The sequence below is a fragment of the Pseudarthrobacter albicanus genome (assembly GCF_018224015.1).
GTDB lineage: Bacteria > Actinomycetota > Actinomycetes > Actinomycetales > Micrococcaceae > Arthrobacter > Arthrobacter albicanus.
Map to the genome: position 1 here is coordinate 1 of NZ_JAGPOT010000100.1, position 24,090 is coordinate 24,090.

Consider the following 24,090-nt stretch of genomic DNA (forward strand, 5'->3'; position numbering starts at 1 on the left):
TTGCCACAGGTTGCGTTCTTCGGCCGGCCCGGCTTTCCAGCGGGCCTCGAGTACCTCATGGGCGGCGAAGGGCGCCTTGAAGCATCCCGATCCCTGTCACCGGTCATTGCAGTTTCCGCCCTGAGCGTCCCCGGGCCTGACCAACCTTCATACGCCCAATGGTAAGATCCGGCCCTTGCAACATCCGTTCCGCCGCAATGGATGCCGTCGGGACGGCGGCCGCGAGAGAAGAAATGATCACCGCTGGTCGCGTCGCAGGGGGTGATCCTTCGGAACCTCAACGAGCACGATGCGCACTCCGTCGGGGTCCGCGATCCACATCTCCACCAGCCCCCACGGCTCCTGCTGCGGCTTGCGGAGCACCGGGACCCCGGCCGCCAGCAGCCGCTCGTGCTCGAGCTGCACATCGCGAACCTGAATCCAGATCGCCAAGGCACTCCCCGGCGGATCAGTCGACCGTCCACTGACCTCGAGAAAACCGTTTCCCAGGAAGAACACCAGGCCCGGCGCATCACGACCCCCGAACTCCCGGTAGATCGCCAAGCCCAACGTGTCCCGATAAAACCGGTGGCTCCGCTCAGGTTCGGACGGATGAAGCAGGATGCGGCTCCCGATGACTTCCATGTTCTCCATCCTGCCCTTGAGCCATTCACTTCGCTCGCCGCGTGCTTGTGAATTCCTGGTGTTGCGTTCAAGGATCCCGTTGGGCGGCGAGCTGCCACCGATCGGAACCTCATCGCACTCGCGGGCACACCGCAAATGGCCAAGGACTAGCGTCGGGTTGCGTACTCGAAGCCTGAAGTTCGGCAGGGTCCGAGACTCCGCAGGCTACCTCTGTTAGTTTCAGAGGATCGATGAGAGGGATCACTCCATGAAGAATCGCGTGCTCTTGTCTTTTCTCTTGATGCCGGCCGCTGCTCTTGCAGGTGTGGTGGTGTCGCCAGTCCGCAAACTGGCCTCAGCCCCGTTCCCTCGACTAGTACCGGGACTATTCTGTTTGACTGTCGCGATGCCACGTACAGCGAGAGCGTTGGTGCTGAGCCGTTCGAGTGCAAGGCGTTCACGTCAACTGCGGGCAGCGCCCTTGCCAAGACCTATCCTGGGTGACTTCTGCGCCTCTTCAAATGAGTTTTAGTCGTATGAACGGGTCCCTGACTATGGTCGTTCGGATGCCGTGCGGGGTACTGAATGTCCCGGTATCTGTCGCTGCCGAAGCAATGACGCCTGATCCTGCTGGAATGATCGAATCGGCCGACGGCTGTATCGGCCCGGCGGGTGAACAGCGGGCCTGGACGACTGCCTACCTCAAGACGCCGTTGACATACTCCTTGGGGAAGCAATCGCTGGTGCTCACGAACGACCAGGGCCAGATCATCTTCAGGAGATCTTGAGAATCGGGACCTGCTGGCCGTCACGACGCGGGCAAGTCAGGAACTTCTTCCCTGCCGCCGGGTTCCATATTCCCCGGGGAAACGCGGTGGGATAGTGTCCGCCACAGCAGGCCGATATAGGCGAGGTCAAAGACGCTGCAGAGGGCGCCGACGCCCAGGATGAACGGGGGGTTCCCGTACCCGCCGAAGACGATGGTGGGCGCAAGCGTCCCTAGCCACTTGGCGACGGCGATCAGCAGGGATTGGCCCCGCGTTCCGCCGCGGGCGGCGAACATGGCGATGAACAGTCCGGACATCAGGAGGTTCTGCAGGAAGGCGGCATACCGGGCGCCGAGCTCCCAGCCGAACTCCACGACGAACAGCAGCTGCACGGCGAAGGATGCGACGCCCAGCAGGAGCGCCCAGCCGATGAAGAGCTTCCGCGTCACCCAGGGCGGCAGCTCGGATCTGCCGAACCTGAGGAAGGTATACACAATCAGGACGTCGGCCAGGCCCCAGACGATGTTGAAGACGCCCTGGACCGATAATCCCGTGACGACGGAGCGTGAGGCGTGGATGGCCTCCCACGCGAAATTCAGCCCGAGCGCGGCGGCCGGGATCGCGTAGCTCTTGTCCCTGAACCCGACCCGGATGGCCTCGACGTATACCACGGTCCAGGCGAGGCCGCTCACAATTGTCAGGAACAGGATCACGGTTTCCTCCTCGTCCTCTCAGTCCTGCGGCCAGTTCGCGGGAACCGTGCGGATTCGCCGGAAACTTACGGCGAACCCGCAGGTTTCCGGCGAGTTCGGCGTTCGAACAAGCCCTACACCCGGCCCAGCGCGTCGATGTCCTCGAGGAACTGTTCGTGGACCTCGTCGCTCACGGTGGTGCGGGTGTCCGCGATCGCGTCGAGGTAGTCCTGGGTGGCCGGGCCCTTGCGGACGGCCGTTCGGACGGCGACGTCGCCGCCGGAAGCCAGCCCGCCGTCGTCGTAGACCGCCTTTTCGAGCGCCCGCTGGGAGGCGCTCCGGGCCGCGTACTCGATGTCCGCGGGGGAGAAGCCCTCGGTGCGGTCCACGAGCAGTTCCACGTCGACATCGTCCACCACGGCGGCGGGGATGAAGCGCTGCCACATGGCCTCGCGGGCCTGGCGGTCGGGCAGGCCGATGGGGATGACGTAGTCGAACCGGCCGTGGCGCAGGAACGCGGTGTCCAGGGCGCGGATGAAGTTGGTGGCGCAGACCAGGAGCCGGCCGGGCTGTTCGCGGAAGGCCGGGATGATCTTGAGCAGTTCGTTGGTGACGCCCTGCAGCGGCGACGGCGGTTCGCCTGAACGCTGGGAGGCGATCTCCTCCACCTCGTCGATGAACACGACGGCGTGCTCCAGCTCGGCGATCTCCAGGAACGTCTCGCGCAGCGCACCGGCCAGCCCCTTGGGGTCCGAGGCCAGCCGGGACGGGAAAACCTCCACGAAGGGCCACTCCAGCCGGGAGGCGATTGCCTTCGCGAAGGTCGTCTTTCCGGTGCCGGGAGGGCCGAAGAGGACGACGGCGCGCGGCGGCACCACGCCGTATTCATCGGCGAGATCGGCCTCGGCCAGCGGCAGGACCAGGCGCCGTTCCAGCAGTTCCTTCTCCTTGCGCATGCCGGCCACGTTTTCCCAAAGGTCGCGGGCCAGGATGCGGCCACCCAGCTGGCCCAGCGCGCCGAGCTCCTGCCGCTGGACGGGGATGGTCCGTTCGAAGTAGCGCAGGTTTTTCTTGAGCACGAAGCCGCGGCCCAGGAAGGCCTCCACCCGGGTTTCGGCTTCCGGCATCAGCGCGGAGAGCTTGTTCAGCCCGTGCGGGGCCATCCGGTTTTCGACGGCAGCCAGCAGTGAGGTGCCGATCCCGCGGCCGCGAAACTCGGGAAGCGTGGCCAAAAAGACGATCCAGCCCTGGTCATGCGCGGCGCGTCCGACGGCGGCCCCCACCACCGTCTCGCCCTGCACCGCGACGACGGCGTGGTCCTTCTCGCAGGAGGCGAGCACCTCCGAGAGGGCGTAGACCGGCTCGACGTTGGTGGCCTTGAGGGACTCCCAGAGATGCAGGATCCCGTCAAGGTCGGCCGAATGGAAATCCCTGATCCGCCAGGTGGTCATGAGGTGTCTCCCGGATGGTTCGTCGCTGGGCCTGTGTGGCTTGTCTGACGAGCATATGCGAACCGGACCGGGACTCAGCCTTCGCAGTCGGTGCAGTAGGCGTGGCCGTTTTTCTCGCGGGCGAGCTGGGAACGGTGCCGGACCAGGAAGCAGGAGTAACAGGTGAACTCGTCGTCCTTCTGCGGGATGACCTGGACGGTGAGTTCTTCGGAGATGAACTCTCCGCCCGGGGTTTCCGCGCCGTCGAGGGCGTCGGCTTCGTCCAGGTCGCGGACGACGCTGCGGGCGTCCGGGGCGTTGGCGGACTGCAGCGCCTCCAGGGAATTGTTTTGGGATTCCTTGACGTCGGAGCGGGGTTCGTCGTAATCGGTTGCCACGGGGGTGGTTCTCTTTTCTCGTTTGGGGGGTCGGCTATGCAACATACACCATCCCGTCATTATTTCCTAACCTTGGTGCACAATGAACACATGTGCGGCAGATATGTGATGGCCCGGGCAACCGGTGACCTGTTGAGCTACTTCGATGCCCAGGTGGCCGAGGGTGCCGCCCCGCCACCGAGCTGGAACGTCGCGCCGACCGATGACGTCCCGATTATTGCCGAGAAGGCCTCCGGTGACGGGCCCGAACGCCGGCTGCTGATCGCCCGCTGGGGCCTGGTGCCGTCCTGGGCGAAGGACATCAAGATCGGCTCGAAGCTGATCAACGCGCGCAGCGAAACGGTCCTGGACAAGCCCGCCTTCCGGAAGGCAGCCGTCAAGCGCCGCGCCCTTGTCCCTGCGCAGGGATATTACGAGTGGGAGAAGACCGCGGACGGGAAGAAGATCCCCAACTACCTCTACTCGGAGAAGGACGAACTGCTGGCCTTTGCCGGGCTGTATGAATTCTGGCCCGACCCGTCCCTTCCGGAGGATGATCCGCACCGGTGGCTGCTCAGCTGCACCGTCCTGACCACGACGGCCCATGATTCCCTGGGCCATGTCCACGACCGGGCCCCGGTGATCGTCCCGCCGGAGATGTACGCCGACTGGCTGAACCCGGACATCACCGACAAGGAGGCCGTGCAGCATCTCCTGGAGAGCATCCCCGAGCCCGTCCTGACCCCGCGCGTGGTCACCGACCGGGTCAACTCGGTCCGCAACAACGGCCCGGAACTCATCGAGCCGGCCTGACCCTCGCCACGGTGCCGCTTTAGAACTGCCAGGCGCCGAAGCGTCCGACGGCGACGAAGAGCGCCAGGGCCGCCAATATGAGGTTGATGCCGATCGCCTGCTTTTCACCGCGTTTGGCGTGGGTGACGGCAGCGCCGATCATGACGACGGCGAGGCCGGTTGCCGCGAGCGGTACGAGGACGGGGGTGATGCCGGTGACGGCCGGAAGGATCAGCCCGAGGGCTCCGAGCACTTCCACGGCGCCGATGGCCTTGACCGAGCTCGCGGTGAAGTCGCCGGCCCAGGCCATTCCGGAGGCCGCCAGTTTTTGCTGCGGCTGGGCCATTTTCATGATGCCGGCGGCGAGAAAGGCCAGGGCGAGAAGTCCGGTGACGATCCACAGGGCGATGTTCATGATGTTGGTTCCTTCGGTTCGGGTGTGCGCTTGTCGTCGCACGAATGAATTTATTTGATACTGCAAATAATGCAGCCGAAAGAAATGCGGCGTCAAGTAACCACGGGTAGACTTCCTTTATGACGGAACCCCGGTGGCTCGATGGGCAGGAGCACGAGGCATGGCTGGCGCTGGCAGCCATGATGTTCACGCTTCCCGCGGCCCTGGACTCCCAGCTGCAGCGGGATGAGGATCTGACCCTGGCCGGCTATATGGTGCTCGCCATGTTGTCCGAATCGGCGGAGAGGCAGATGCGGATGACGGAGCTGGCCGCGGCGGCCAGCACTTCCCAGTCACGCCTCTCCCGCATTGTGTCCCGTCTTGAACAGCAAGGGCTGGTGGCGCGGACCATGGCTGCGGAGGACCGCCGCGCGGTGCTGGCCCGCCTCACCGACGCCGGGATGGCAAAGATTGTCGCCGCAGCGCCCGGCCATGTGGAGGCGGTCCGTTCCCTCGTGTTCGACCGGCTGGGCCGGGATCAGGTAGCCCAGCTGGCCGCCATTGGCCAGGCGGTCCATGGCGATTCCTGCGCCCGGCCCGGGCAGGAGGCCACACCTTCCCGGCCGCATGAAGCCGCGGATTAACCGGCACGAACGTACTGGATTTCCCTGGAACCCCTCCGGACGGCGGGTTTAGACTGGTATTTCATCAAAAACGGCACGTTCATACCGATCCGAGGGGGCCTGCATGATGCCCGAAGCATTCCCGGACCGGCTGGCGGCCGAGGTCCGGGCGCGGCGCGGGGCGCTGCGGCTGAGCCAGCGGGACCTCGCCGAGCTTGCCGGAGTGTCGGAGCGTTTCGTGCGGTTCGTCGAGCAGGGCAAACGCAGCGTCCAGCTGGACTCGCTGCTGGCGCTCCTGGGCACGCTGGGGCTCGAGCTGCGGCTGGGCACCCGGACCAGCTCCGCCGCCCTCGCGCTCGCCGGCGAGCCGGCCGCCGCCCGGGCGCTCGAAGGCGACCCGGCCGCCGTCGACCCCGCCGCCCTCGAACCCGGACCCGGGCAGCCCCAGCCGTGAAGCACCGGGTGGCGGACGTCTACAAGGCCGGGGTGCTGGCGGCACGGCTGGAACGGCACGGCGGCGGCACCAGGTTCAGCTACCTGCCGGCGTACCTGGCCGCGGCCCGGCCCGCCGTCGCGAGTTCCCTGCCGCTGACAGCGGAGCCGGTCTTCTCCGCTGCGGGGGCGGCGCCGCCGTATTTCACCGGGCTGCTGCCGGAGGGGCGGCGGCTGAACGCGCTGCGCCGCTCGGTGAAGACCAGTGTGGATGACGAGCTTTCGCTGCTGATCGCGGCCGGGGCGAACCCCGTGGGTGATGTGCAGATCGTGGGCCACGGCGAGAAGCTGGACCCGGACGAGCACGCCGTGCGGCTGGATCCGAAGACGCCCGTGGATTTCGATGCCCTGCTGGGGGATTCGGGGCTGATTGATCCGGTGGCGCTCGCCGGGGTGCAGGACAAGCTGTCCGCCGGGATGATTTCGATGCCGGTGGCGAGGGCGGGCCGGCGGTTCATCCTCAAGCTCAACGCGCCGGAGTTCCCGCACGTGGTGGAGAACGAGTTCGTGATGTTCCGCTACGCGGCGAAGCTGCGGATCCCGCTGAGCCGGGTGCAGCTGATCCGCGATGTCGCGGGCCGGCCCGGGCTGCTGGTGGAGCGCTTCGACCGGATCCCTGTGGCCGGCGGGGCGCCGGACGCGGTGGAGCGTCTCGCCGTCGAGGACGGGGCGCAGGTGCTGGGGCTGTACCCGGCGGACAAGTACAACGTGGGGTACGGGCAGGTGTGCCGGGCGCTGTCGGCGTATTGTGCGGCGCCGCTGCCCGCGCTGCGGAACCTGGCGGTCCAGGCGGCGTTCGCGTGGCTGAGCGGCAACGGGGACCTGCATGCGAAGAACGTGTCCATGGTGCAGCAGCCATCGGGGGAGTGGTCCATCGCCCCGGTGTACGACATCCCCTCCACCGTGGTCTACGGGGACAAGACGCTGGCCCTCACGCTGGACGGCAAGCGCACGGGGATCTCGCGGAAGCATTTCCTGGCCTGGGCGAACGGGCTCGGGCTGACGGAACGCGCCGCGGCCCAGGTGCTGGAACTCGGGCTGAAGGCGTCCGGCCCCCTGCTGGCGGATCTGGAGGCGGGAACGGCGTTTGCGTCAACGCGCGACGACGGCGGCTCGCCGTTCCCCGCGATGGTCACCAGGGCGTGGGTCAAGGAGCTCAAACACCGGCGCAGGCTGCTGGAAGGGTGAGGTCGGCGGCGCCGGCGCGGACCGGCGTCGGGCGTTGTTCAGAGCTGCCGGATCAGAGGTGCTGGATGCCGGCGCGCTGCATGGCGTCCTTGTAGACCTCGACGTTCTTGGTGAGGAGTTCCTCCTGCTTGGCTGCCGAGACGGCGAAGGCGCGGCCGCCGAGGGCGGTGGCCTTGTAGATCTTGACGCCGTGGTTCTTCAGCGAGGAGTGGTAGGTCTTCTCGAAGAGGGTCAGGAAGGCGTGGGCGTCGGCGCCGTGGGCGATGACGGCGGAGACGCGCTTGTTGATTTTGAGGAACTGGCGGAAGGGGCGCAGTCCGTCCGTCTTTTCCTGGACGTTCAGGGCGGAGGGCAGTTCGGGGTCGCGGACCCACGGGTAGGCGTTCCACGGCATCACGTAGCGGGGGTCAAGTTCGGCGGCCTCGTAGATGGAGGTCGCGCGGCGGGCCCCTTCGTCGTCGTTGAAGTGGGAGACGAACCCCGATTCGGTGCCCTTGCCCGGGCTGATGTGCAGGCTGACGATCCGGCACTCGTCCTCGTCATGGATGGGGTCGATGTAGGGGACGACCGACCCCGGCTTCTTCTCCATCAGTTCCTCGCAAAGCTGCGTCACGGCAGCGATGTTCGGCTCCTGCAGCAGGGCCTTTTTTTCGTCCCAGTCAATCGTCACGATTTCTCCCTCAGCGCTTCGCGTCCAGAATCAGGCGTCTGCTCCCACTCTACGCGTTCGGGTGAAGGGGCGCCTTTTCGGTGGTGGTGCGGGACGGCCCGGAGTAATCTTAAAGATGCCTGCAGGTCACCGTCAGATGTACGCCGGGCTGTCATGGACCATCAAAAGTCCGAGCCGTCTCATAGCGAGATCGCGAAGGTACCTGCAGGTCTTGCGTGCCCGGGGACGGGGCCGCCGCGGGTTCAGTTTCCGTAGTGGTAACGGCAGGCCGCAATCAGGACTTCGACGCCGTTATCGGTCTCTGCGTACTTGTAGACCAGCCGGTGCTCGTCGGTGATGCGGCGGGACCAGTAGCCGTGGAAGCCGTGTTTGAGCGGCTCCGGTTTTCCGATGCCTTCGTTGCCGTTGCGCTCAATGTCTTTGATGAGTGCATTGATCCGCTTGAGGATCCTGCGGTCCTGGGATTGCCACCATAGGTAGTCTTCCCATGCGGCCTCGGACCAGACAAGCCTCATTCAGCCAGGTCCCGCACCACGCCGCGGCCGGCTTCCAGCTCCTCGATCGAGCCCAGGATCCGGCGGGCGTTGGCGGGGTTGCGAAGCAGGTAGGCCGTCTCCCGCAGCGATTCGTAGTCGGACCGGGACACCATGACGACGTCTTCCTTGCCGGGACGGGTAATGACGACCTCCTCGCGGTCGTCGGTGACCGCGTCGAGGGTCTCCTTGTAATGCGCGCGTGACTGGGAGTACGTGAGGGTTTTCATGGGGACCTCCTTGCGTACAACTTATTGTACGCCTGCCAATCCCGGAGCTGCTCACACCTGCAGCTCCTCGTTTGCCGTTCGCCAACCTGGTCCAGGCTCGTACGGCAGGTGCCTGACCGCCGTCGTACTTGACCGAGGCGTCGATTGGGGTAACTGGGTTCGGGCCATTGACACAAGCAGGCGACGGCCTACCATTGGGCGCATCACGCGTTTCGGGGACGATACGTGTGATGCGCATTCCGGTGGTAGCAGGTCGCCGAAGTGCGCCGCTTTCTATCCCAACAACCGCATTTTGAACATAGTCAGCTCGGCCAGACGCTGGGACCGGTCGCTTTCCACCCGACCCTGGAGCGCCTGCTGATGCACGGGAGGCTCCTTTTAAGCAGGGGGCAATGCCGTGGCGCTTTCCGTGGTTGCTCACAAGGTTGCAGACTACGCGTGCAGGGGCAGGGGCGCCGGCACGCGCCCCGCCGTCGGGCCGATGCGCCGGCCATGAACCTGAGGAGATCGTCGTGAACCGGAACAGCTCCGCGAACCCGGACCGCCGTGCGCTGCTGAAAGCGATGGGGGCGGGGGCCGCCGGAATCGCGGCGGCCCCGCTTCTGGCCGCCTGCACCGGCACTGCCGGCGGCGCTCCCGGCGGCCCGGGCGGGCCGGCGTCGTTGCTCCCTGCACCTGAACCGCAGGTAAAGCCACTGCTGGACCAGCAGAAGGTCAACGACGCCCTGGCCAAGCTCGACGGGATGATCCAGGGTGCCATGGAAAGCACCGGCGTCCCCGGGATCGCTGTGGCCGTGGTCTACCGGGACCAGACGGTCTACGCCAAAGGCTTCGGCGTGCGGGAGTCCGGCAAACCCGGGACGGTCGACGCCGATACGGTCTTCCAGCTGGCCTCGGTGTCCAAACCGCTGGCCTCCACGGTGGCGGCCGGCGCCGTGGGCCGCAAGGCCCTCAACTGGACCGACCCGGTGGTCAGCCACACCCCGGACTTTTCCTTGAAGGAGCCGTTCGTCACCCGAAATGCCACCGTGGCGGACCTGCTCTCACACCAGGGCGGCCTGCACACCGGCGCGGGTGACCTGCTGGAGGACCTCGGATTCGACCAGTCCTATATTCTCAGCCACCTCAACCAGCAGCCGCTGGACTCCTTCCGGTCCAGCTACAACTACAGCAACTTCGGCTACACCGCGGGCGCCAAGGCTGCCGCCGATGCCATGAAGATGTCGTGGGAAGACCTTGCCGAGGAAATACTGTTCAAGCCCCTGAACATGACTTCCACCAGCTATCGCCGCGCGGACTACCAAAAGGCGCCGAACCGGGCGCTCATCCACGTGCCGGCCGGGAACAGGACGTGGATCGCCAGATACAGCCGGGACGCCGATGCGGAAGCACCGGCCGGCGGGGCCAGCTCCTCAGTGCGGGACCTGGCCCGCTGGATCCGTCTGCAACTGGCCAACGGCAGCTATGAGGGCCAGCAGATCGTGGACGCGGAGGCCCTCGGGGTCACCCACGTTCCGCACGCCGTCTCGGGGCTCCCGGCCACCCCCGGTGCACGCACCCGGTTCTACGGTCTCGGGTGGAACGTCTCCTACGACGATCATGCCCGGCTCCTGCTCGGGCACTCCGGAGCCTTCAACCTTGGTGCCGCGACCGCCGTCTCCCTGCTTCCGGGTGAGCAACTGGGCATCGTGGTCGTGACCAACGGCCGGCCGCAGGGCATTCCGGAGGCCATCGGTGCAGGCTTCCTGGACACCGCCCAGAACGGTTCGCCGACGGTCGACTGGCTGGGTTTCACCGCCCGCGTGTTCCGGCAGATCGATGAGTCCGAGAAGCCAAAAGTGGACTACTCCCGCGCGCCGGACCATCCAGCACCCGCGCGGCCCGGCACTTTCTACACGGGCAGCTATGCCAACGCCTATTACGGCCCGCTCACTGTCGCCGCGGACGACGGCGGGCTGGCGTTCGAGCTGGGACCTGCCGGCCGGACCACGAAATTCCGCCTCATCCCGTTCGACAGCGACACGTTCAGCTTTGAATCGATCGGCGAGAACGGTAACGGCCTGGCGGGGGCCATCTTCGCGGCGGGGGCGGGAGGCGCGGCGTCGGGTGTCCGGCTCGATTTCTACGACGAGACCGGGCTGGGCACCTTCACACGGGCCTGACCCACGCGGCCGTGGGATCGCAGCCACGCGGGACCACGCGGCGACCGCGGCCAAAATCCAGACAAGGGCCCTTCGCCACCCCTGTCGGAGGGAAGATCCACTGTCTATCCTGTTTTTATAGAGCGGTGCGGTATGGGGTCCGCTGGCCACCGGCACGTTCCGGGAAACCCTTCCGGCCCGGGGGCTGTCTCGATGAGGAGGCGTCCATGTCCAGTCCTGATGTGCCAACGCGCGGGGTGGGCCGGTCCGGTCCGTACATTGTTGCCGGGATCCTGCTGGCCGTCGCGGTGGTGGTTCCGTTGCTCGTCCCTGCGTATTCGTCCGATCAGCCGCGCTTGGCCGGTTTCCCGTTCTTCTACTGGTACCAGATGCTGTGGGTTCCGATCACCGCGGCCCTGGTGGGCATCTCGTACCGGCTGGTTACCAGGGAGGACCGCCGCCGCCGCGACGCTGTACAGGAGACGCGCAGCGGGGAGCAGGAGCGGTGAGCGGGGTCACCGTGCCGCTGGCCGCACCGGACCGGCCCGTCAACGGCGTCGCGCTGACGGTTGTGATCATCCTCTTCGTCGTCGTGGCCGTCGTGGGGTTCCTCGCTGCGCGGTGGCGCTCCGGGGAGGGGGACGGCCTGCACAGCCTGGACGAGTGGGGCCTCGGCGGCCGCAGCTTCGGGACGTGGGTGACCTGGTTCCTGCTCGGCGGCGACCTCTACACGGCCTACACGTTTGTGGCCGTGCCGGCGGCGATGTGGGCCACCGGAGCCGTGAGCGGTTTCTTCGCGGTGCCGTACACGATCGTGCTGTACCCGATCGTGTTCCTGCTGATGAGCCGCCTGTGGTCCGTCTCCCACCGGCATGGGTTCGTCACCCCGGCGGACTTCGTTGGCGGCCGGTACGGCAGCAGGGCGCTGACCGTCGCCGTCGCCGTCACCGGCATCGTCGCGACCATGCCCTACATCGCGCTGCAACTGGTCGGCATCAAGGCCGTGCTCACGGTTCTGGGCCTGGGCAGCGCAGAGAATGTGCTGCTGACGGACCTGCCGCTGATCATCGCGTTCGTGGTCCTGGCCGCGTACACCTACACCTCGGGTCTGCGGGCTCCGGCACTGATCGCCGTCGTCAAAGATCTGCTGATCTATCTGGCGGTGATCGTCGCGGTGATCTACCTGCCGATCAAGTTCGGCGGCTGGGACCACATCTTCGATGCCGCCCAGACGAAACTGGACACTGTCAGCCCGGCCACCGGCAAACCCGCCGGGGTCTTCATTCCGGGCGCGTCCAGCTACTCGGCCTACTGGACGCTGGCCCTCGGCTCGGCCCTGGCGCTGTTCATGTACCCGCACTCGATCACGGGCGTTCTGGCGACCAAGAGCAGGAACACGATCCGCAAGAATGCCGCGGTGCTGCCGCTGTACTCGCTGATGCTGGGGTTCCTGGCGCTGCTCGGCTACGTGGCCATCGCAGCCGGTACCAACCCCATCGACTTGAATGGTGCGGTCAACCCCCAGCTGGTGGTGCCGCAGCTGTTCCTGGACCACTTCCCGGGCTGGTTTGCCGGGATCGCCCTGGCCGCCATCGCCATCGGTGCCCTGGTCCCCGCCGCGATCATGTCGATCGCCGCCGCGAACCTGTTCACCCGCAACATCTACCGGGACCTGATCCGGCCCGACGCCGACCCCCGGCAGGAAGCCAAGGTCTCCAAGATCGCCTCGCTCGTGGTGAAGTTCGGTGCGCTCATTTTCGTCATCGCGATGGACCAGTCGGCCGCCATCAACATGCAGCTCCTCGGCGGCATCTGGATCCTGCAGACCTTCCCGGCGATCGTGGCAGGACTCTACACCCGCTGGTTCCACCGGTGGGCGCTCTTCGCCGGCTGGGCCGCCGGCATCCTCTACGGCACCGTCGCGGCCTACAACGTGGTCAACCCGGCCACGAAGGCCCACTTCGGCGGCGCCGTCGCCGTCATCCCCGGTACCGATGTGCAGGTCTACATCGCCCTCGTGGCGTTCGCGATCAACCTCGTTGTTGCCGCCGTCCTGTCTCTTGCTTTCCGGGCGATGAAGCTCCCGGATGGCAAGGACCTTACCCGTAGCGCCGACTACGGCGCGGACGAGAACGACCCGAAGGTCGCCCAGATCGAACGCGAGTACCCGCTCGGCGGGTCCGGAACCGCCACGTTCTGATGCCGGCCGGGGCGCCAGCCGGCGCGGCGGCGCCCGCCCCGCTCCGTAAACTTCAAGGGAACCGCCGCGCCCCGCCCCGATCCAAGGAACCCATTGCCAGCCACCAGACAAACGCTCAAGGACGAAGGATTTACCGGATTCAGGGCCCTCGCGGCCCTGGACGTCAACCGGATCCCGCAGAAGCCCGGGATCTTTGCGGTGCTGCAGCCAGAAGGCTTTGAGCCCAGATTCCTGGCCAGGAGCACGGCAGGGATCTTCAAGAAAAAGGATCCCTCCCTGCCGGAAGCGGCCCTGGCCGCCGAATGGGTCGACGGCGCCGACGTCCTCTACCTCGGGAAAGCCGGCCCCGGCAGCAAGGCCAACCGCGGTCTCCGCCGGCAGATCCAGGAGTTCGTCGACTTCGGCAAGGGCAAGCCCCCCGGGCACTGGGACGGACGGCTGATCTGGCAGATCGCCGACGCCGGGTCCCTGCTCGTCGCCTGGAAGGAGCTGCCCGTCGAGGAGCTCAACCAGGCGGAGGCCAGGTACCACGCGGAATTCCGCGAACTCCACGGCCGGCTGCCTTTCGCGAACCTGGTCCAGGCCCGGGTCAAGGGAAACTAGGCGCGCGGGCGGTGCGTAAACCGCCCGCGGCAAGAGCCCGCGCTGCGGCAGAGCCCGCTCCGGCCAAAATCCGGACCAGGGCCTTTCGCCCCCTTCCCCGTGCGGGGCGGACCCGTCATGATGATTGTGGGGCGGTTCCTGCACGGCAGTCGGGGGATGAACCGCTTCGCATACGCAGTACCGGTCTCGCTACACCTTGGGGAAGGAAATGGCGTTCTGCACTTTCCCGCGTCAGCAGGAAAAGGCAGGAGACCGCGGCCAAATGAATACATGCAGCGAACCTTTAGGCACCAGGACTGCAGACCGTGCCCGCCAGGGAGCTCTGAAGGTTCGATGGACGAGCATGTGAGGAATCCGCGGCTGAAGGTGACAGTCCGGATCGATGACCGTCTGGAATCGTCCCGGATCGAAGTCCACGGCGTCGTCACGGCCGCCAATATCCGTGCGCTGTACGTCGTCTGCCGCCGCGTCACCACGAAGCTGCCGAGCCACGAAATCGTGATTGACCTGACCCACGCCCGGGTATCAGCCGCCGCCATCGAAGAACTCCGCGAACGTGCCCGGCTCTCGTTGTTGTCCTCCGGCATAGATGCTTCGGAAACGCCGTGCCGGCTGCGGATTGTGGACCCGCCGACCCTCCTCAAAACCAAGGAGCACGTATGAAAGCCCTCGTCTACGGCGGTCCCGGAGATAAGACCTGGACGGACGTCCCCGATCCCACAATCCAGAATCCCGGCGACGTGATCGTCAAGGTGGAGACCACCACCATCTGCGGCACCGACCTCCACATCCTCAAGGGCGATGTGCCCGCCGTGACCAAGGGCAGGATCCTGGGCCATGAAGGCGTGGGAACCATCACCGAGATCGGCTCCTCCGCGGCCAGCCTCAAAGTCGGGGACCGGGTCATCATCTCCTGCATCAAGTCCTGCGGGCACTGCGCCAACTGCAAGAGCGGCCTCTACTCCCATTGCCTGGTCGAGGAAGGCCAGCCAGGGATCGGCTGGGTCTTCGGGCACCTGATCGACGGCACCCAGGCCGAACACGTCCGGGTCCCCTATGCCGAGAACTCCCTCCACCTGCTTCCCGACGGCGTCAGCGACGACCAGGCTGTCATGCTCTCCGACATCCTGCCCACCGGGTTCGAGATCGGCGTGCAGTACGGGCGGGTCAAGCCCGGTGACACCGTCGCGGTGATCGGTGCCGGCCCTGTGGGCCTCGCCGCGATCTGCACCGCAGGCCTCTACGGCGCCGCCACCATCATCGCCGTCGACCAACGTGGCCAACGTCGGCGTGCACGGCAAGTCCGTGGAACTCCATGTGGAAGACCTCTGGATCCGGAACATCAACATCAGCATGGGCCTGGTCAATGCCAACACCACCCCGATGCTGCTCAAGCTCGTGGTCCAGAAGAAAGTACCGGCGGAAAAGTTCGCCACCCACCACTTCCGCTTCGACCAGTTCATCGAGGCCTACGACACCTTCGCGCGGGCCGCGGAGACGAAGGCGCTCAAGGTGGTGATCACCGCGTGAACGCTCACGGTGTCTACGATTCGGCGTTCGGACGGTGCCGGCATCGTTCCCGAACAAATGGTTGAACCCCGAGTTCTGACACGGATCATCGGAAAGGACGGCGGCCATGCGACCAGGCCGGATTGTCATGCTGGTGCTGGGCACGCTCAGCGCACTGCTAGGGCTGGGACTGCTGGCCGGTGCGGGCGCCGCGGGGTGGGCCAATTACCAGCAGCGCGACGGCGGCTACTTCACCTCGCCGCTGGAACGCTTTTCGGCCGACTCCCATGCCCTGAGCTCCCCGCGACTCGATGTCATGACCGGCGGAGGAATGCCCGACGCGGGCCCCGTGGACCTGGCCGGCAGCGTGATGCTGCGTGGCTCGGCCGCCGATCCGGCGAAGGCAGTCTTCATCGGCATCGCGCCCCGGTCCGATGTGGAGGCGTACCTGACCGGCGTCAAACATTCCGAAATCGTCGACGTCAGGTTCAATCCGTTCCGGACGCAGTACCGCGAGGTTTCCGGGACAAAGGCCCCGGCGCGGCCGGCAGACCAGGCGTTCTGGACCTCCTCCGCCACGGGTCCGGGAACCCAGCAGCTTAAGTGGGACCTGCGGTCCGGGACCTGGGCCGTGGTCATCATGAATGCCGATGCCAGCAGCCCGGTGGCTGTTGACCTGCAGGCCGGTGCCCGCTCCGAGCTGCTCTGGCCCATCTTCATCGGCCTGCTGATCAGCGGCATCGTGTTCCTGCTCATCGGCCTGCCCCTGCTCGTGGTCGGCGCGGCGGGGCTGGGCCGCGGGGGACCGCCGTCGTCCCGGCCGGGGTATCCCGCGCAGGGATACGGGACGCCGGCCTACGCGGTGCAGCCGTACGCCGCACAGCCCGGCCAGCCGTATCCCCAGCAGGGTGCAGGCCAGCCGTACGCCGCACAGCCCGGCCAGCCGTATCCCCAGCAGGGTGCAGGCCAGCCCTACGCGGTGCAGCCCTACGCCGCCGCCTACCCCGGCCCGGGCCAGCAGGCCTGGGGCAGCGTGCCTCCCGGCACGGCGGGCCGCCCGTATCCTGCACGGCTCAGCGGCTACCTGGACCCCAACCTGTCCCGCTGGATGTGGCTGGTGAAATGGTTTCTGGCCATCCCGCACGTCGTCGTGCTGTTCTTCCTATGGTTCGCCTTCATCGTCACGACGATCGTGGCGTGGTTCGCGATCCTGCTTACCGGACGCTATCCGCGCTCGCTGTTCGACTTCAACGTGGGGGTGATCCGCTGGAACTGGCGGGTGGCTTTCTACTCCTACGGGGTGCTCGGAACGGACCTCTACCCGCCGTTCACCCTGGCGCGCACCGACTACCCGGCGGACTTCGACGTCGAATACCCCGAGAGGCTGTCCCGGGGACTGGTGCTCGTGAAGTCCTGGCTGCTGGCAATCCCGCACCTGCTGATCGTCGGAGTGCTGACGGGCACCGCCCGGACCTGGACCGCCCGCGACGGGGAATGGGTCCGGGAAAGCTTGGGAATTTCCCTCATCGGGCTGCTGGTCCTCATCGCCGGATTCATCCTGCTGTTCACGGGCCAGTACTGGCGGGGGCTGTTCGACCTGCTGCTGGGCCTGCAACGCTGGATCTACCGCGTCATCGCCTACGTGTCCTTGATGCGGGACGAATACCCGCCGTTCCAACTGGACCTGGGGCCTGCCGACCCGGGAGACGTGCCGGCACTAGCATCCGCCGGGCCTTCCGCCGGGCAGCCGTACGCGGCGCCCCCCGCTGGCGGGACACCCCATGCGGTGCCGGGCGGCCCCGGAACCCCGCCCGAATTTTACGGCGCCGGGGGACCGCCCGTGTCCGAGGGCCCCGGCCGCCCCGCGGACTTGGACAGCGAAACCTAGCGCTTTCCCCAAGGGCGCCGGAAGGTGCGCCTCTTGCCACCCGCCCGCCTGCAAGAACATAGTTGAGGGAATTTACCACTCCGAGGCGGGAGGCAGGCGACGATGCTGGATAACGGAGCGCCGGGGAACGGTTTGCTGCAGGGCAGGACCGCCCTGGTCTACGGCGGGGGCGGGGCAATTGGCGGCGCCGTCGCGAGGGCCTTCGCGGAAGAAGGCGCTGCCGTTTTCCTGGCCGGACGCACGGAGTCGCGGCTGGAGAAAGTAGCCCGGGACATCCAGGAGGCAGGCGGCAGGGCCGAGATCGCCGTCGTCGATGCCCTGGACGAGGCTCAAGTGGGCACGTTCGTTGACCAGGTCGCCAGGAAAACGAGGCGGATCGACATTTCCTTCAACCTGATCTCGTACGGGGACGTCCAGCAGCCGCTGATGGAAATCTCCCCGGAGGACTTCAGCCAGCCCACCAGCAACGCGACGCGGACCCATTTCCTGACCACCCGCGCCGCGGCGCGGTACATGATCAAGCAGCGCTCCGGCGTCGTCCTCATGTTCGGAGGTTCGGGCCCGCAGACCCTGCCGGGGCTCGGCGGCTTCAAGATCGCGCTGGATGCGATGGAGGGGCAGCGCCGGCAGTGGGCGCTGGAGCTCGGTAAACACGGCATCCGGGTGGTCACGATAGTAACGGGCGGCATCGTGGAAACGATTCCCTGGCAGGCCGAAGGCCGCGACGCGATTGTGCAGGACATCAGCCAGGCCGCCCACCTGAACCGGACAGCCACCCTGGAGGACGTCGGGAACGTGGCAGTGTTCGTTGCTTCGGAAAGGGCCGGCGCCATCACAGACGCCACGGTCAATATCTCCGGCGGCGCGATCGTTGACTATTAGCCATGGCTGACGTCACGGTTTCCTCCCGCCGGCCGCCCGGCAACACCCCTGACACATTAACAGGGCAGAATGGCAGATGTGGTGCCGTACCCGGCGCCGCGGAACCGGACCGGGAGGCAGCAGCCATGCCAGGCAAGCAACTGTCCCGCGGACTCCACTACCGGCTTGCCGCGCTGGCGGTCCTGATCTGCCTGCTTCCCGCCACCGTGGCCCCGGCGAAACAGCCAGGCACGCCGGCGGTTCGCGTGGTGGTTGTAGGCGACTCGCTGAGCACCGGCCATGGGACGTCGCCCGCGGACGCCTGGCCTGCCCTGATCCGGACCGAACCCGTCCTGGCCGGCTTCCAGGTCCACAATGCCGCCGAGAACGGCAGCGGCTACGTCAGCCGCGGCGACCTCGACGGCACCTTCGGTACCCAGGTGGACCAGTTCGTCACGCCGGATACCGGGGTGGTGGTCTTCTTCGGGTCCGAGAACGACATTGGTTACGCTTCGAGCGCCGTGGCCGGGGCTGCCTCCGCGGCGATCACCGAGGCCGCGTCCCTCGCACCGTCCGCCAAGATCATCGTGGTCGGTCCGCCGTCCTACCTGCCCGCCCCAGACCCCGCACTCGTGGACGTCCGCGAGCAACTCAAGGCCGCCGCGTCCAGGGCGGGTGCCGAGTTCGTTGACCCGATCGAGGAGGGCTGGATCAGCCACGACGTCGACGCACTCATCGGGCCCGACGGCGACCACCCCACCGTCGCCGGCCAGCACTACCTCCTTGAGCACATCGCCGCGGTTATCGAACAGTCGTCGGGGGGAGTGCCGCCTGAGTCGGCCCGGGCCGCGGAATGACGCGGGACTGACCCGCCGGCCGGCCCTTCTCCAAGGAAGCGCCGCTATCATGGGCCCGTGCCACCACTCGACGTAGTCCTAACCGCCTGGCAGATTGACTGGGCCGCCCTGGCGATGATGATTGCCGCCGGCGTGCTTTACGCGCTCGGTCTCAAGGCGGCCGCCGCCAAGGATCGCCGCTGGCCCCTGTGGCGGACCCTGGCGTTCTATCTTCTTGGCCTCGGGTCCCTGACCGTGCTGACGTGCGGATTCCCCGGTGTCTACAGCGCCCAGCTGCGGTGGGCGTTCACGCTGAAGGTTTCCCTGCTGCTGTTCGTCGTGCCGCTGCTGATCGGCCTGGGCAGGCCCATCTCCCTGGCCCGCGCGGCACTCCCGCCAAGGGGAATCGCGCGGCTGAACGTTGTGCTCGCCAACCGCCTGGTGCGGTTTGTGAGCAACTCGATGGCTGCTCCGCTGCTCGGACTCGCCCTCTTCTCCACGTTCCTCACGCCGTTGTTCTATACGCTGCGGACGGATCCGGTGGCCGGGGCCCTCCTGACCGTCGGGATTCCGCTGCTCGGCCTGCTCATGGCACTTCCCATCATTGAGGAAACGGACTTCCACCGTTCCAGTGCGTACATCACCCTGGAGTTCGTCTTTGTCTTCATCGAGCTGCTGATCGACGCGGTCCCCGGGATCCTGCTGCGCCTCAACGGGCAGGTGCTCGATCACGTCATGACGACGCAGGCGGCGCTGGGCTGGTTCCCGGATCCCCTGCGCGACCAGCAGCTCGCGGGGGACGTCCTGTGGTTCATCTGCGAAATCGTGGACCTGCCGCTGATCATCCTGATGTTCATGCGGTTTTCCCGGAGTGACAAACGCGAGGCGCGCGGGTTTGATGACCTGACGGACCAGCAGCTTGACGAACTCAATGAGCAGCACCTGCGGCGCGGCCGCTAAGCGCGGCACGAAACCCCCCGAGTCGCCCGCCTATTCGACCGTGACCTTGATCCGCTGCACCGCGTTGTTGCCCATGCCCTGGTAATTCCACACCTGCTCCAGCGGCTGTGCGGCTCCGCTCGCATCCGTGGCGCGGCAGGACAGCTCGTGGTCGCCTGGATCGGCCACCCACGGCATGCTCCAGGCGCACCAGGCGAAAGCCGCGGCCGGGTGCTCCAGCTGCGCGGGCGCCCACTTGCCGTCGATCCCCACCTCGACCCGCTGCACCGCGCCCTCCCCGGACCAGGCCCGGCCCGTCAGCATCACCGGCCCGGCGGGCAGGAACCGGCGGCGGGTGAAGAAGTCCGGGACTCCCGGCGGGACCATCAGCGAACGGACCTTCATCCACGTGACCGGCGTCCCGGCGTCGTCGGCGTCCTGCTGGTAGCGGTACGCAACCGCCTGCTGGAACCCGTCAAAGGGCTTGGTCACCACCTTGATCGAGGACAGCCACTTGACGCTCGCCATGCCGTACCAGCCGGGGACCACCAGCCGGAGCGGGTAGCCGTGCTGCGGGGGCAGCTCAGCGCCGTTCATCCTGTAGGCAAGCACGACGTCGGGCCGGAGGGCCTCGGCGATGGGAAGGCTCCGGGCGTACTGCTGGCGGACCCCGCCCTGGATCCCGGCGTCCGCGCCGGTGAACACCACCTCGACGGCGTCCTCGTCCACCCCCGTCTGGGACAGGAGATAGGCCAGTGGCACACCTGTCCACGTTGAGGTGCCGACGCCCTCAAGGATCCACGGCTGGCTCAACGGGCGCGGGCGCAGCAGGGACCTGCCGTTGCCTGCGCATTCGAGCGTGACCGGGATGCTGATGCTGGGATCCCTGAGGAGAGCCCTGAGGCTCAGCTCCAGGGACCGTTGCACGGCGCCGCCGATCCGCAGGTGCCAGTGCTCGGCATCGATGAACGGGATGTCGAAGTGGTCCACCAGATAGTGCAGGCCGGGCGGCGTGATGTCCTTCCGCAGGGCTTCCAGCGGCATAGAATGGTTCCGCACGGCGAGTTGGAGTTCCTCGGCCGTGAGCGGGCCATTGGTCGGCTCGCCGGAATGCGGCGCGAGCTGCTGGGTTTGCCGGCGCTGGACAGCCGGCGTCCGCTTTGACATCTGCTTGGTCATGGCACTGCCGATCTGCTCCGGACCGGCCCGGATTTGGCCGGTTTCCCTGCCTTCTGGTCTACGCCGCGGCCCTGAAGCCGTCAAGACCGGGCCGTTCCGGCGGGTGGCAGGAGGCCGGAACCCTAAATGCGGTGCGACTCCGCGAGGAACTGCGCCAGGCTCAGCGGCTCCCGTCCGGTCAGTTCGTGCACGGCCGACGTCGGGCCGGCCAGTTGGCCGGCTGCGATGGCCGTGTAGGTGCTCACCCAGGCGTCGACCTGCCACGGCGGGGCTCCGTAGGGGGCCCGTGACGCGTAGGCCTCCTCCAGCGTCTCGTTCCGGAAGATGATGGTCCGGCCGGTCCCGGCGCTCAGGATGTCCGCCGCCCGGGCCAGCGAGATGTCCTCCGGCCCGGTGAGATCGTAGGTCCTTCCCACATGCAGGGCCGGGTCCCGGAGCACCGTCAGGGCGGAGCGGGCGACATCCGCGCGAGCGACGGCGGCCATGACGCCTTCCCCGGCGGGTCCCCGGATGAGGCCGTCTTCCCCGGCCAGCAGCGGCAGGAAATCCAGGTAGAAGTCGTCCCGCAGGAAGGTGTAGTCCATGCCGGAGGCCTTGATCCGTTCCTCTGTCGCAAAGTGGTCCCGCGCCAGGGTGAACACGGCATCAGGCGCCGCCCCGAAGAACGACGTGTACACGATGTGCTGGACCCCGGCCGCGGCCGCAGCGTCAATGAAGGTGAAGTGCTGCTGCAGCCGGTCCTCGGCCTCGGCGGCGGAGACCATGAACAGCGTCTTCACCCCCGCCAGGGAGGCACGCGCGAGGCCGGGATCCCCGTAGGTGAACACCACGGGCACGGCGTCCTCCAGCTCCGGCGCCCGGCCGGCGTCGCGCACCAGCAGCCGCTGCGGGCTTCCGGCGTCGGCCAGCAGCCGGGCCACCACCCCGCCCAGCTGCCCGGTGGAACCCGTCACGGCCAGCTCAGGCAAGCTCGTCACGGGCCTAGGCCTCACGCGAGGCGGGCGACTTGGTCTGCGCCGGGTCGCGCTCGGCCAGGGACCCGATCGCGGCGTCGATCCTGGCCATGATCCCCGGATCCAGTTTCACGCCGGCGGCGGCCACGTTACCCGCGATCTGCTCCGGCCGGGACGCACCCATGATCGCGGAGGCCACGTTCTTGTTCTGCAGCACCCAGGCGATGCTCAGCTGGGCCATGCTCAGCCCGGCCTCCTGGGCGATCGGCTTAAGCTGCTGCACCCCGGTGAGGACCTCGTCGGACATCCAGCGCTCGATCATCTTCGAGCCGCCCTTGGTATCGGTTGCGCGGCTGCCCTCCGGGGCCGGCTTGCCGGGGTGGTACTTGCCGCTCAGGACGCCCTGCGCCATCGGGGACCACACGATCTGGGACAGTCCGAGCTCTTCGGACACCGGAATCACCTCGGCCTCGATGACCCGCCACAGCATGGAGTACTGCGGCTGGTTGGAGATCAGCTGGAAGCCCAGTTCCCGGGCGAGGGCGTGGCCGTCGCGGATCTGCTCCGCCGTCCATTCGCTGACGCCGATGTAGAGCGCCTTGCCCTGCCGCACGATGTCCGCGAAGGCCTGCATGGTCTCTTCCAACGGGGTGTCGAAGTCGTAGCGGTGGGCCTGGTACAGATCCACATGATCCGTCTGCAGCCGGGTCAGGGAGCCGTTGATGGCTGCCATGATGTGTTTGCGGGACAGGCCAAGATCGTTGTGGCCCTTGGGTCCGGTGGGGCCGAAGACCTTGGTGAAGATCTCCAGGGACTCCCGGCGCTCGTCCTTCAGGGCGTTGCCGAGGACCTTTTCCGCCGCCGTGTTGGCGTAGACGTCCGCTGTGTCAAAGGTGCTGATACCGGCGTCGAGCGCTGCCCGGACGCACTCGGTGGCGACGTCGTTCTCCACCTGCGAACCGTGGGTCAGCCAATTGCCGAACGTGATTTCTGAAATCTTGAAGCCGCTGTTGCCGAGGTATCTGAATTCCATGGGTTTCACCGTAGCGGACTTGACTGTCCGGGGTAAGGCTCAGCCGGCTTTGCGCTCCTGGGCCTGCGGCTTGTCCCCGGCCTGGCCATGGGGCGTGAACTGCGCCTTCGCCCGCGCCATGGCCCGGGCAGCGGCCCGGGCATCGGCACGTGCCACCGCGGCGGTCCATTCCGCTGACAGATGCGGTTCCATTTTCGCGGGCCGGGATGTGCCCAGGAGCCCGGCGAGGGCCATGGCCGTAACAGCCGCTAGCCGGCCGAGGCCGGCCAGCACCAGCGTCAGGACAAAAACGATGAAGAGCCCGAAGAACATGGCGAATGCCACTCCGAGGGTCCCGAAGAAGGTCAGGTTCAGGGCGATGGTCGTCGGATCTTCCACGTCACCTTTCCTCTCCAGCCTGCAAGTGAGGTCCCTGCCGCAATGTTGCCGGGCAGCAGCCCCTGTTAACAATACGGACTTTTTCGGCGCGGGCACCCGGGCTTCCGCGGCCCGGGTTCAGATGTGTCCAAGTTGATATCCCCGGGCGTGTGCCGGCGCACCGGCCGGGGGCGTCTATAGTCGGAAGCAGGCCCGCCGGCGTCGTCCGGCCTGCCGGAAAGGACACCCCGTGACGCACGCCGCCGCAGGCAACAGCGGGCCCGACAGCGGCCCGTCCCGTGCCCCGATCCAGACCCGCTGCCCCTGCCTTTCCGGCGAGCAGTACGCTGGCTGCTGCGGCCGCTTTCACCGCGGCGAGGCCGAGGCGCCGACGGCGGAGCAACTCATGCGCTCCCGGTACAGTGCCTTCGTGGTGCTGGACGCCGGCTACCTGCTGCGGACCTGGCACCCTGACACCCGCCCGGCCGGGCTGGATCTCGACCCCACCGTGCAGTGGCGGCGCCTGGACATCGTCTCCACCCGCCGCGGCGGTCCGCTGGACAGCGAGGGGACCGTGGAGTTCACGGCCCATTTCCGGCACGACGGCGAACGCGGAGCCCAGCACGAAACGAGCCGGTTCGTGCGGATGGACCGCCGCTGGTACTACCTCGACGCCGTCCTGCCCTAGGACTGCGCTGAACAATTTGGGTGGTTTAAGGCGCGCCTGCTGGACTTCGCGCAGTGGTCCTTAAGACTGGGTGTATGCAAGGAATTGAGGCGGCCCAGCGCGGATATTTGGA

At 67.0% G+C, this 24,090-nt stretch carries 27 protein-coding genes and 2 pseudogenes; 16 read left to right on the forward strand and 13 right to left on the reverse strand.

Translation table 11 applies throughout. From position 1 onward, the window contains the following. Positions 1-66, reverse strand: a pseudogene (locus tag J9611_RS22820) (DUF309 domain-containing protein); the annotation flags it as partial. Between the two features lie 171 nt (positions 67-237). Next, complete coding sequence (locus J9611_RS18050; protein ID WP_211882207.1) at positions 238-624, reverse strand: VOC family protein; 387 nt, start codon at positions 622-624, stop codon at positions 238-240. 614 nt (positions 625-1,238) lie between these two features. Between J9611_RS18050 and J9611_RS18055 the strand changes: the two genes are divergently transcribed. Then, entirely contained in the window at positions 1,239-1,391 is a 153-nt protein-coding gene (locus J9611_RS18055; RefSeq protein WP_211882208.1) for a hypothetical protein, read from the forward strand. A 20-nt stretch (positions 1,392-1,411) separates the two neighbouring features. Here J9611_RS18055 and J9611_RS18060 read toward each other — a convergent pair whose 3' ends face one another. The 3 genes from J9611_RS18060 to J9611_RS18070 all read right to left on the reverse strand — a co-directional run bounded on the left by J9611_RS18060 (position 1,412) and on the right by J9611_RS18070 (position 3,890). Continuing rightward, a complete protein-coding gene (locus J9611_RS18060; RefSeq protein WP_211882209.1) occupies positions 1,412-2,083 on the reverse strand; it encodes a transmembrane-type terpene cyclase in 672 nt (223 codons plus the stop codon). Positions 2,084-2,196: 113 nt separating this feature from the next. Then, a complete protein-coding gene (locus J9611_RS18065) occupies positions 2,197-3,513 on the reverse strand; it encodes an ATP-binding protein (RefSeq protein ID WP_211882211.1) in 1,317 nt (438 codons plus the stop codon). 74 nt (positions 3,514-3,587) lie between these two features. Continuing rightward, on the reverse strand, positions 3,588-3,890 hold the full coding sequence (locus tag J9611_RS18070; RefSeq protein WP_211882213.1) for a DUF4193 domain-containing protein: 303 nt from the start codon (positions 3,888-3,890) through the stop codon (positions 3,588-3,590). A 90-nt stretch (positions 3,891-3,980) separates the two neighbouring features. Here J9611_RS18070 and J9611_RS18075 point away from each other — a divergent pair, with 90 nt between their 5' ends. Continuing rightward, positions 3,981-4,682 carry an SOS response-associated peptidase gene (locus J9611_RS18075; protein ID WP_211882215.1) on the forward strand — a complete coding sequence of 234 codons (702 nt, stop codon included), beginning with the start codon at positions 3,981-3,983 and terminating at the stop codon, positions 4,680-4,682. A gap of 19 nt (positions 4,683-4,701) precedes the next feature. Here the strand turns inward: J9611_RS18075 and J9611_RS18080 are convergent, their stop codons facing one another. Then, positions 4,702-5,076, reverse strand: a complete 375-nt coding sequence (locus tag J9611_RS18080) for a DoxX family protein (protein ID WP_211882217.1) — start codon at positions 5,074-5,076, stop codon at positions 4,702-4,704. Positions 5,077-5,195: 119 nt separating this feature from the next. Here J9611_RS18080 and J9611_RS18085 point away from each other — a divergent pair, with 119 nt between their 5' ends. The 3 genes from J9611_RS18085 (at position 5,196) to J9611_RS18095 (ending at position 7,358) form a co-directional block, all read left to right on the forward strand. Beyond that, a complete protein-coding gene (locus J9611_RS18085) occupies positions 5,196-5,699 on the forward strand; it encodes a MarR family winged helix-turn-helix transcriptional regulator (RefSeq protein ID WP_211882219.1) in 504 nt (167 codons plus the stop codon). Between the two features lie 103 nt (positions 5,700-5,802). Next, complete coding sequence (locus J9611_RS18090; protein WP_246528011.1) at positions 5,803-6,132, forward strand: type II toxin-antitoxin system Y4mF family antitoxin; 330 nt, start codon at positions 5,803-5,805, stop codon at positions 6,130-6,132. An 8-nt stretch (positions 6,133-6,140) separates the two neighbouring features. Then, positions 6,141-7,358 (forward strand): type II toxin-antitoxin system HipA family toxin, encoded by a 1,218-nt coding sequence (locus J9611_RS18095; protein WP_307857143.1) that lies wholly within the window; start codon positions 6,141-6,143, stop codon positions 7,356-7,358. 52 nt (positions 7,359-7,410) lie between these two features. On the opposite strand, the gene J9611_RS18100 is transcribed toward J9611_RS18095, so the two are convergent. From J9611_RS18100 to J9611_RS18110, 3 genes are all read right to left on the reverse strand, one after another. Then, the gene (locus tag J9611_RS18100) at positions 7,411-8,028 is read right to left on the reverse strand and encodes a uracil-DNA glycosylase family protein (protein ID WP_211882223.1); all 618 of its coding nucleotides are present in this window, start codon (positions 8,026-8,028) and stop codon (positions 7,411-7,413) included. 242 nt (positions 8,029-8,270) lie between these two features. Further along, a complete protein-coding gene (locus J9611_RS18105) occupies positions 8,271-8,543 on the reverse strand; it encodes a Txe/YoeB family addiction module toxin (RefSeq protein ID WP_211882226.1) in 273 nt (90 codons plus the stop codon). Continuing rightward, positions 8,540-8,791, reverse strand: a complete 252-nt coding sequence (locus tag J9611_RS18110) for a type II toxin-antitoxin system Phd/YefM family antitoxin (protein ID WP_211882228.1) — start codon at positions 8,789-8,791, stop codon at positions 8,540-8,542. The genes J9611_RS18105 and J9611_RS18110 overlap by 4 nt, the downstream gene beginning before the upstream one ends. Before the next feature lie 512 nt (positions 8,792-9,303). On the opposite strand from J9611_RS18110, the gene J9611_RS18115 reads away from it, so the two are divergent. The 10 genes and pseudogenes from J9611_RS18115 (at position 9,304) to J9611_RS18160 (ending at position 19,789) form a co-directional block, all read left to right on the forward strand. Beyond that, positions 9,304-10,953, forward strand: a complete 1,650-nt coding sequence (locus tag J9611_RS18115; protein ID WP_307857144.1) for a serine hydrolase — start codon at positions 9,304-9,306, stop codon at positions 10,951-10,953. Positions 10,954-11,159: 206 nt separating this feature from the next. Then, a complete protein-coding gene (locus J9611_RS18120; protein WP_211882230.1) occupies positions 11,160-11,441 on the forward strand; it encodes a DUF3311 domain-containing protein in 282 nt (93 codons plus the stop codon). Next, complete coding sequence (gene mctP / locus J9611_RS18125; protein WP_307857145.1) at positions 11,438-13,132, forward strand: monocarboxylate uptake permease MctP; 1,695 nt, start codon at positions 11,438-11,440, stop codon at positions 13,130-13,132. Before J9611_RS18120 ends, mctP begins: the two co-directional genes overlap by 4 nt. Before the next feature lie 93 nt (positions 13,133-13,225). Next, positions 13,226-13,735 (forward strand): hypothetical protein, encoded by a 510-nt coding sequence (locus J9611_RS18130; protein ID WP_211882232.1) that lies wholly within the window; start codon positions 13,226-13,228, stop codon positions 13,733-13,735. A 333-nt stretch (positions 13,736-14,068) separates the two neighbouring features. Beyond that, positions 14,069-14,398: a hypothetical protein gene (locus tag J9611_RS18135; protein WP_211882234.1), complete on the forward strand. Its 330-nt coding sequence runs from the start codon at positions 14,069-14,071 to the stop codon at positions 14,396-14,398. Further along, positions 14,395-15,265: pseudogene (locus J9611_RS18140) on the forward strand (alcohol dehydrogenase catalytic domain-containing protein). The gene J9611_RS18135 and the pseudogene J9611_RS18140 overlap by 4 nt, the downstream one beginning before the upstream one ends. A 106-nt stretch (positions 15,266-15,371) precedes the next feature. Further along, positions 15,372-17,132: a DUF4389 domain-containing protein gene (locus J9611_RS18145; RefSeq protein WP_211882236.1), complete on the forward strand. Its 1,761-nt coding sequence runs from the start codon at positions 15,372-15,374 to the stop codon at positions 17,130-17,132. Positions 17,133-17,234: 102 nt separating this feature from the next. Then, a complete protein-coding gene (locus tag J9611_RS18150) occupies positions 17,235-18,014 on the forward strand; it encodes an SDR family NAD(P)-dependent oxidoreductase (RefSeq protein ID WP_211882238.1) in 780 nt (259 codons plus the stop codon). Positions 18,015-18,139: 125 nt separating this feature from the next. Beyond that, the gene (locus J9611_RS18155; protein ID WP_211882240.1) at positions 18,140-18,850 is read left to right on the forward strand and encodes an SGNH/GDSL hydrolase family protein; all 711 of its coding nucleotides are present in this window, start codon (positions 18,140-18,142) and stop codon (positions 18,848-18,850) included. A 57-nt stretch (positions 18,851-18,907) separates the two neighbouring features. Beyond that, a complete protein-coding gene (locus J9611_RS18160; protein WP_211882241.1) occupies positions 18,908-19,789 on the forward strand; it encodes a cytochrome c oxidase assembly protein in 882 nt (293 codons plus the stop codon). Positions 19,790-19,819: 30 nt separating this feature from the next. Here J9611_RS18160 and J9611_RS18165 read toward each other — a convergent pair whose 3' ends face one another. The 4 genes from J9611_RS18165 to J9611_RS18180 all read right to left on the reverse strand — a co-directional run bounded on the left by J9611_RS18165 (position 19,820) and on the right by J9611_RS18180 (position 23,311). Then, complete coding sequence (locus tag J9611_RS18165) at positions 19,820-20,947, reverse strand: sulfite oxidase (RefSeq protein WP_246528012.1); 1,128 nt, start codon at positions 20,945-20,947, stop codon at positions 19,820-19,822. Positions 20,948-21,069: 122 nt separating this feature from the next. Continuing rightward, on the reverse strand, positions 21,070-21,924 hold the full coding sequence (locus tag J9611_RS18170) for an SDR family oxidoreductase (protein WP_211882243.1): 855 nt from the start codon (positions 21,922-21,924) through the stop codon (positions 21,070-21,072). A 4-nt stretch (positions 21,925-21,928) separates the two neighbouring features. After that, entirely contained in the window at positions 21,929-22,933 is a 1,005-nt protein-coding gene (locus tag J9611_RS18175; protein ID WP_211882245.1) for an aldo/keto reductase family protein, read from the reverse strand. Positions 22,934-22,972: 39 nt separating this feature from the next. Next, positions 22,973-23,311 (reverse strand): hypothetical protein, encoded by a 339-nt coding sequence (locus J9611_RS18180; RefSeq protein ID WP_211882262.1) that lies wholly within the window; start codon positions 23,309-23,311, stop codon positions 22,973-22,975. 286 nt (positions 23,312-23,597) lie between these two features. Here J9611_RS18180 and J9611_RS18185 point away from each other — a divergent pair, with 286 nt between their 5' ends. Further along, the gene (locus J9611_RS18185) at positions 23,598-23,978 is read left to right on the forward strand and encodes a YchJ family protein (protein ID WP_211882272.1); all 381 of its coding nucleotides are present in this window, start codon (positions 23,598-23,600) and stop codon (positions 23,976-23,978) included. Positions 23,979-24,090: the final 112 nt, after the last annotated feature.

Excerpts from the sequence above, each read along its gene's own strand:
- J9611_RS18050 (WP_211882207.1), bottom strand. The coding sequence starts at position 624 with ATGGAAGTCATCGGGAGCCGCATCCTGCTTCATCCGTCCGAACCTGAG.
- J9611_RS18055 (WP_211882208.1), top strand. The coding sequence starts at position 1,239 with ATGATCGAATCGGCCGACGGCTGTATCGGCCCGGCGGGTGAACAGCGG.
- J9611_RS18065 (WP_211882211.1), bottom strand. The coding sequence starts at position 3,513 with ATGACCACCTGGCGGATCAGGGATTTCCATTCGGCCGACCTTGACGGG.
- J9611_RS18075 (WP_211882215.1), top strand. The coding sequence starts at position 3,981 with ATGTGCGGCAGATATGTGATGGCCCGGGCAACCGGTGACCTGTTGAGC.
- J9611_RS18080 (WP_211882217.1), bottom strand. The coding sequence starts at position 5,076 with ATGAACATCGCCCTGTGGATCGTCACCGGACTTCTCGCCCTGGCCTTT.
- J9611_RS18085 (WP_211882219.1), top strand. The coding sequence starts at position 5,196 with ATGACGGAACCCCGGTGGCTCGATGGGCAGGAGCACGAGGCATGGCTG.
- J9611_RS18090 (WP_246528011.1), top strand. The coding sequence starts at position 5,803 with ATGATGCCCGAAGCATTCCCGGACCGGCTGGCGGCCGAGGTCCGGGCG.
- J9611_RS18105 (WP_211882226.1), bottom strand. The coding sequence starts at position 8,543 with ATGAGGCTTGTCTGGTCCGAGGCCGCATGGGAAGACTACCTATGGTGG.
- J9611_RS18110 (WP_211882228.1), bottom strand. The coding sequence starts at position 8,791 with ATGAAAACCCTCACGTACTCCCAGTCACGCGCGCATTACAAGGAGACC.
- J9611_RS18120 (WP_211882230.1), top strand. The coding sequence starts at position 11,160 with ATGTCCAGTCCTGATGTGCCAACGCGCGGGGTGGGCCGGTCCGGTCCG.
- J9611_RS18135 (WP_211882234.1), top strand. The coding sequence starts at position 14,069 with ATGGACGAGCATGTGAGGAATCCGCGGCTGAAGGTGACAGTCCGGATC.
- J9611_RS18145 (WP_211882236.1), top strand. The coding sequence starts at position 15,372 with ATGCGACCAGGCCGGATTGTCATGCTGGTGCTGGGCACGCTCAGCGCA.
- J9611_RS18150 (WP_211882238.1), top strand. The coding sequence starts at position 17,235 with ATGCTGGATAACGGAGCGCCGGGGAACGGTTTGCTGCAGGGCAGGACC.
- J9611_RS18155 (WP_211882240.1), top strand. The coding sequence starts at position 18,140 with ATGCCAGGCAAGCAACTGTCCCGCGGACTCCACTACCGGCTTGCCGCG.
- J9611_RS18165 (WP_246528012.1), bottom strand. The coding sequence starts at position 20,947 with ATGACCAAGCAGATGTCAAAGCGGACGCCGGCTGTCCAGCGCCGGCAA.
- J9611_RS18175 (WP_211882245.1), bottom strand. The coding sequence starts at position 22,933 with ATGGAATTCAGATACCTCGGCAACAGCGGCTTCAAGATTTCAGAAATC.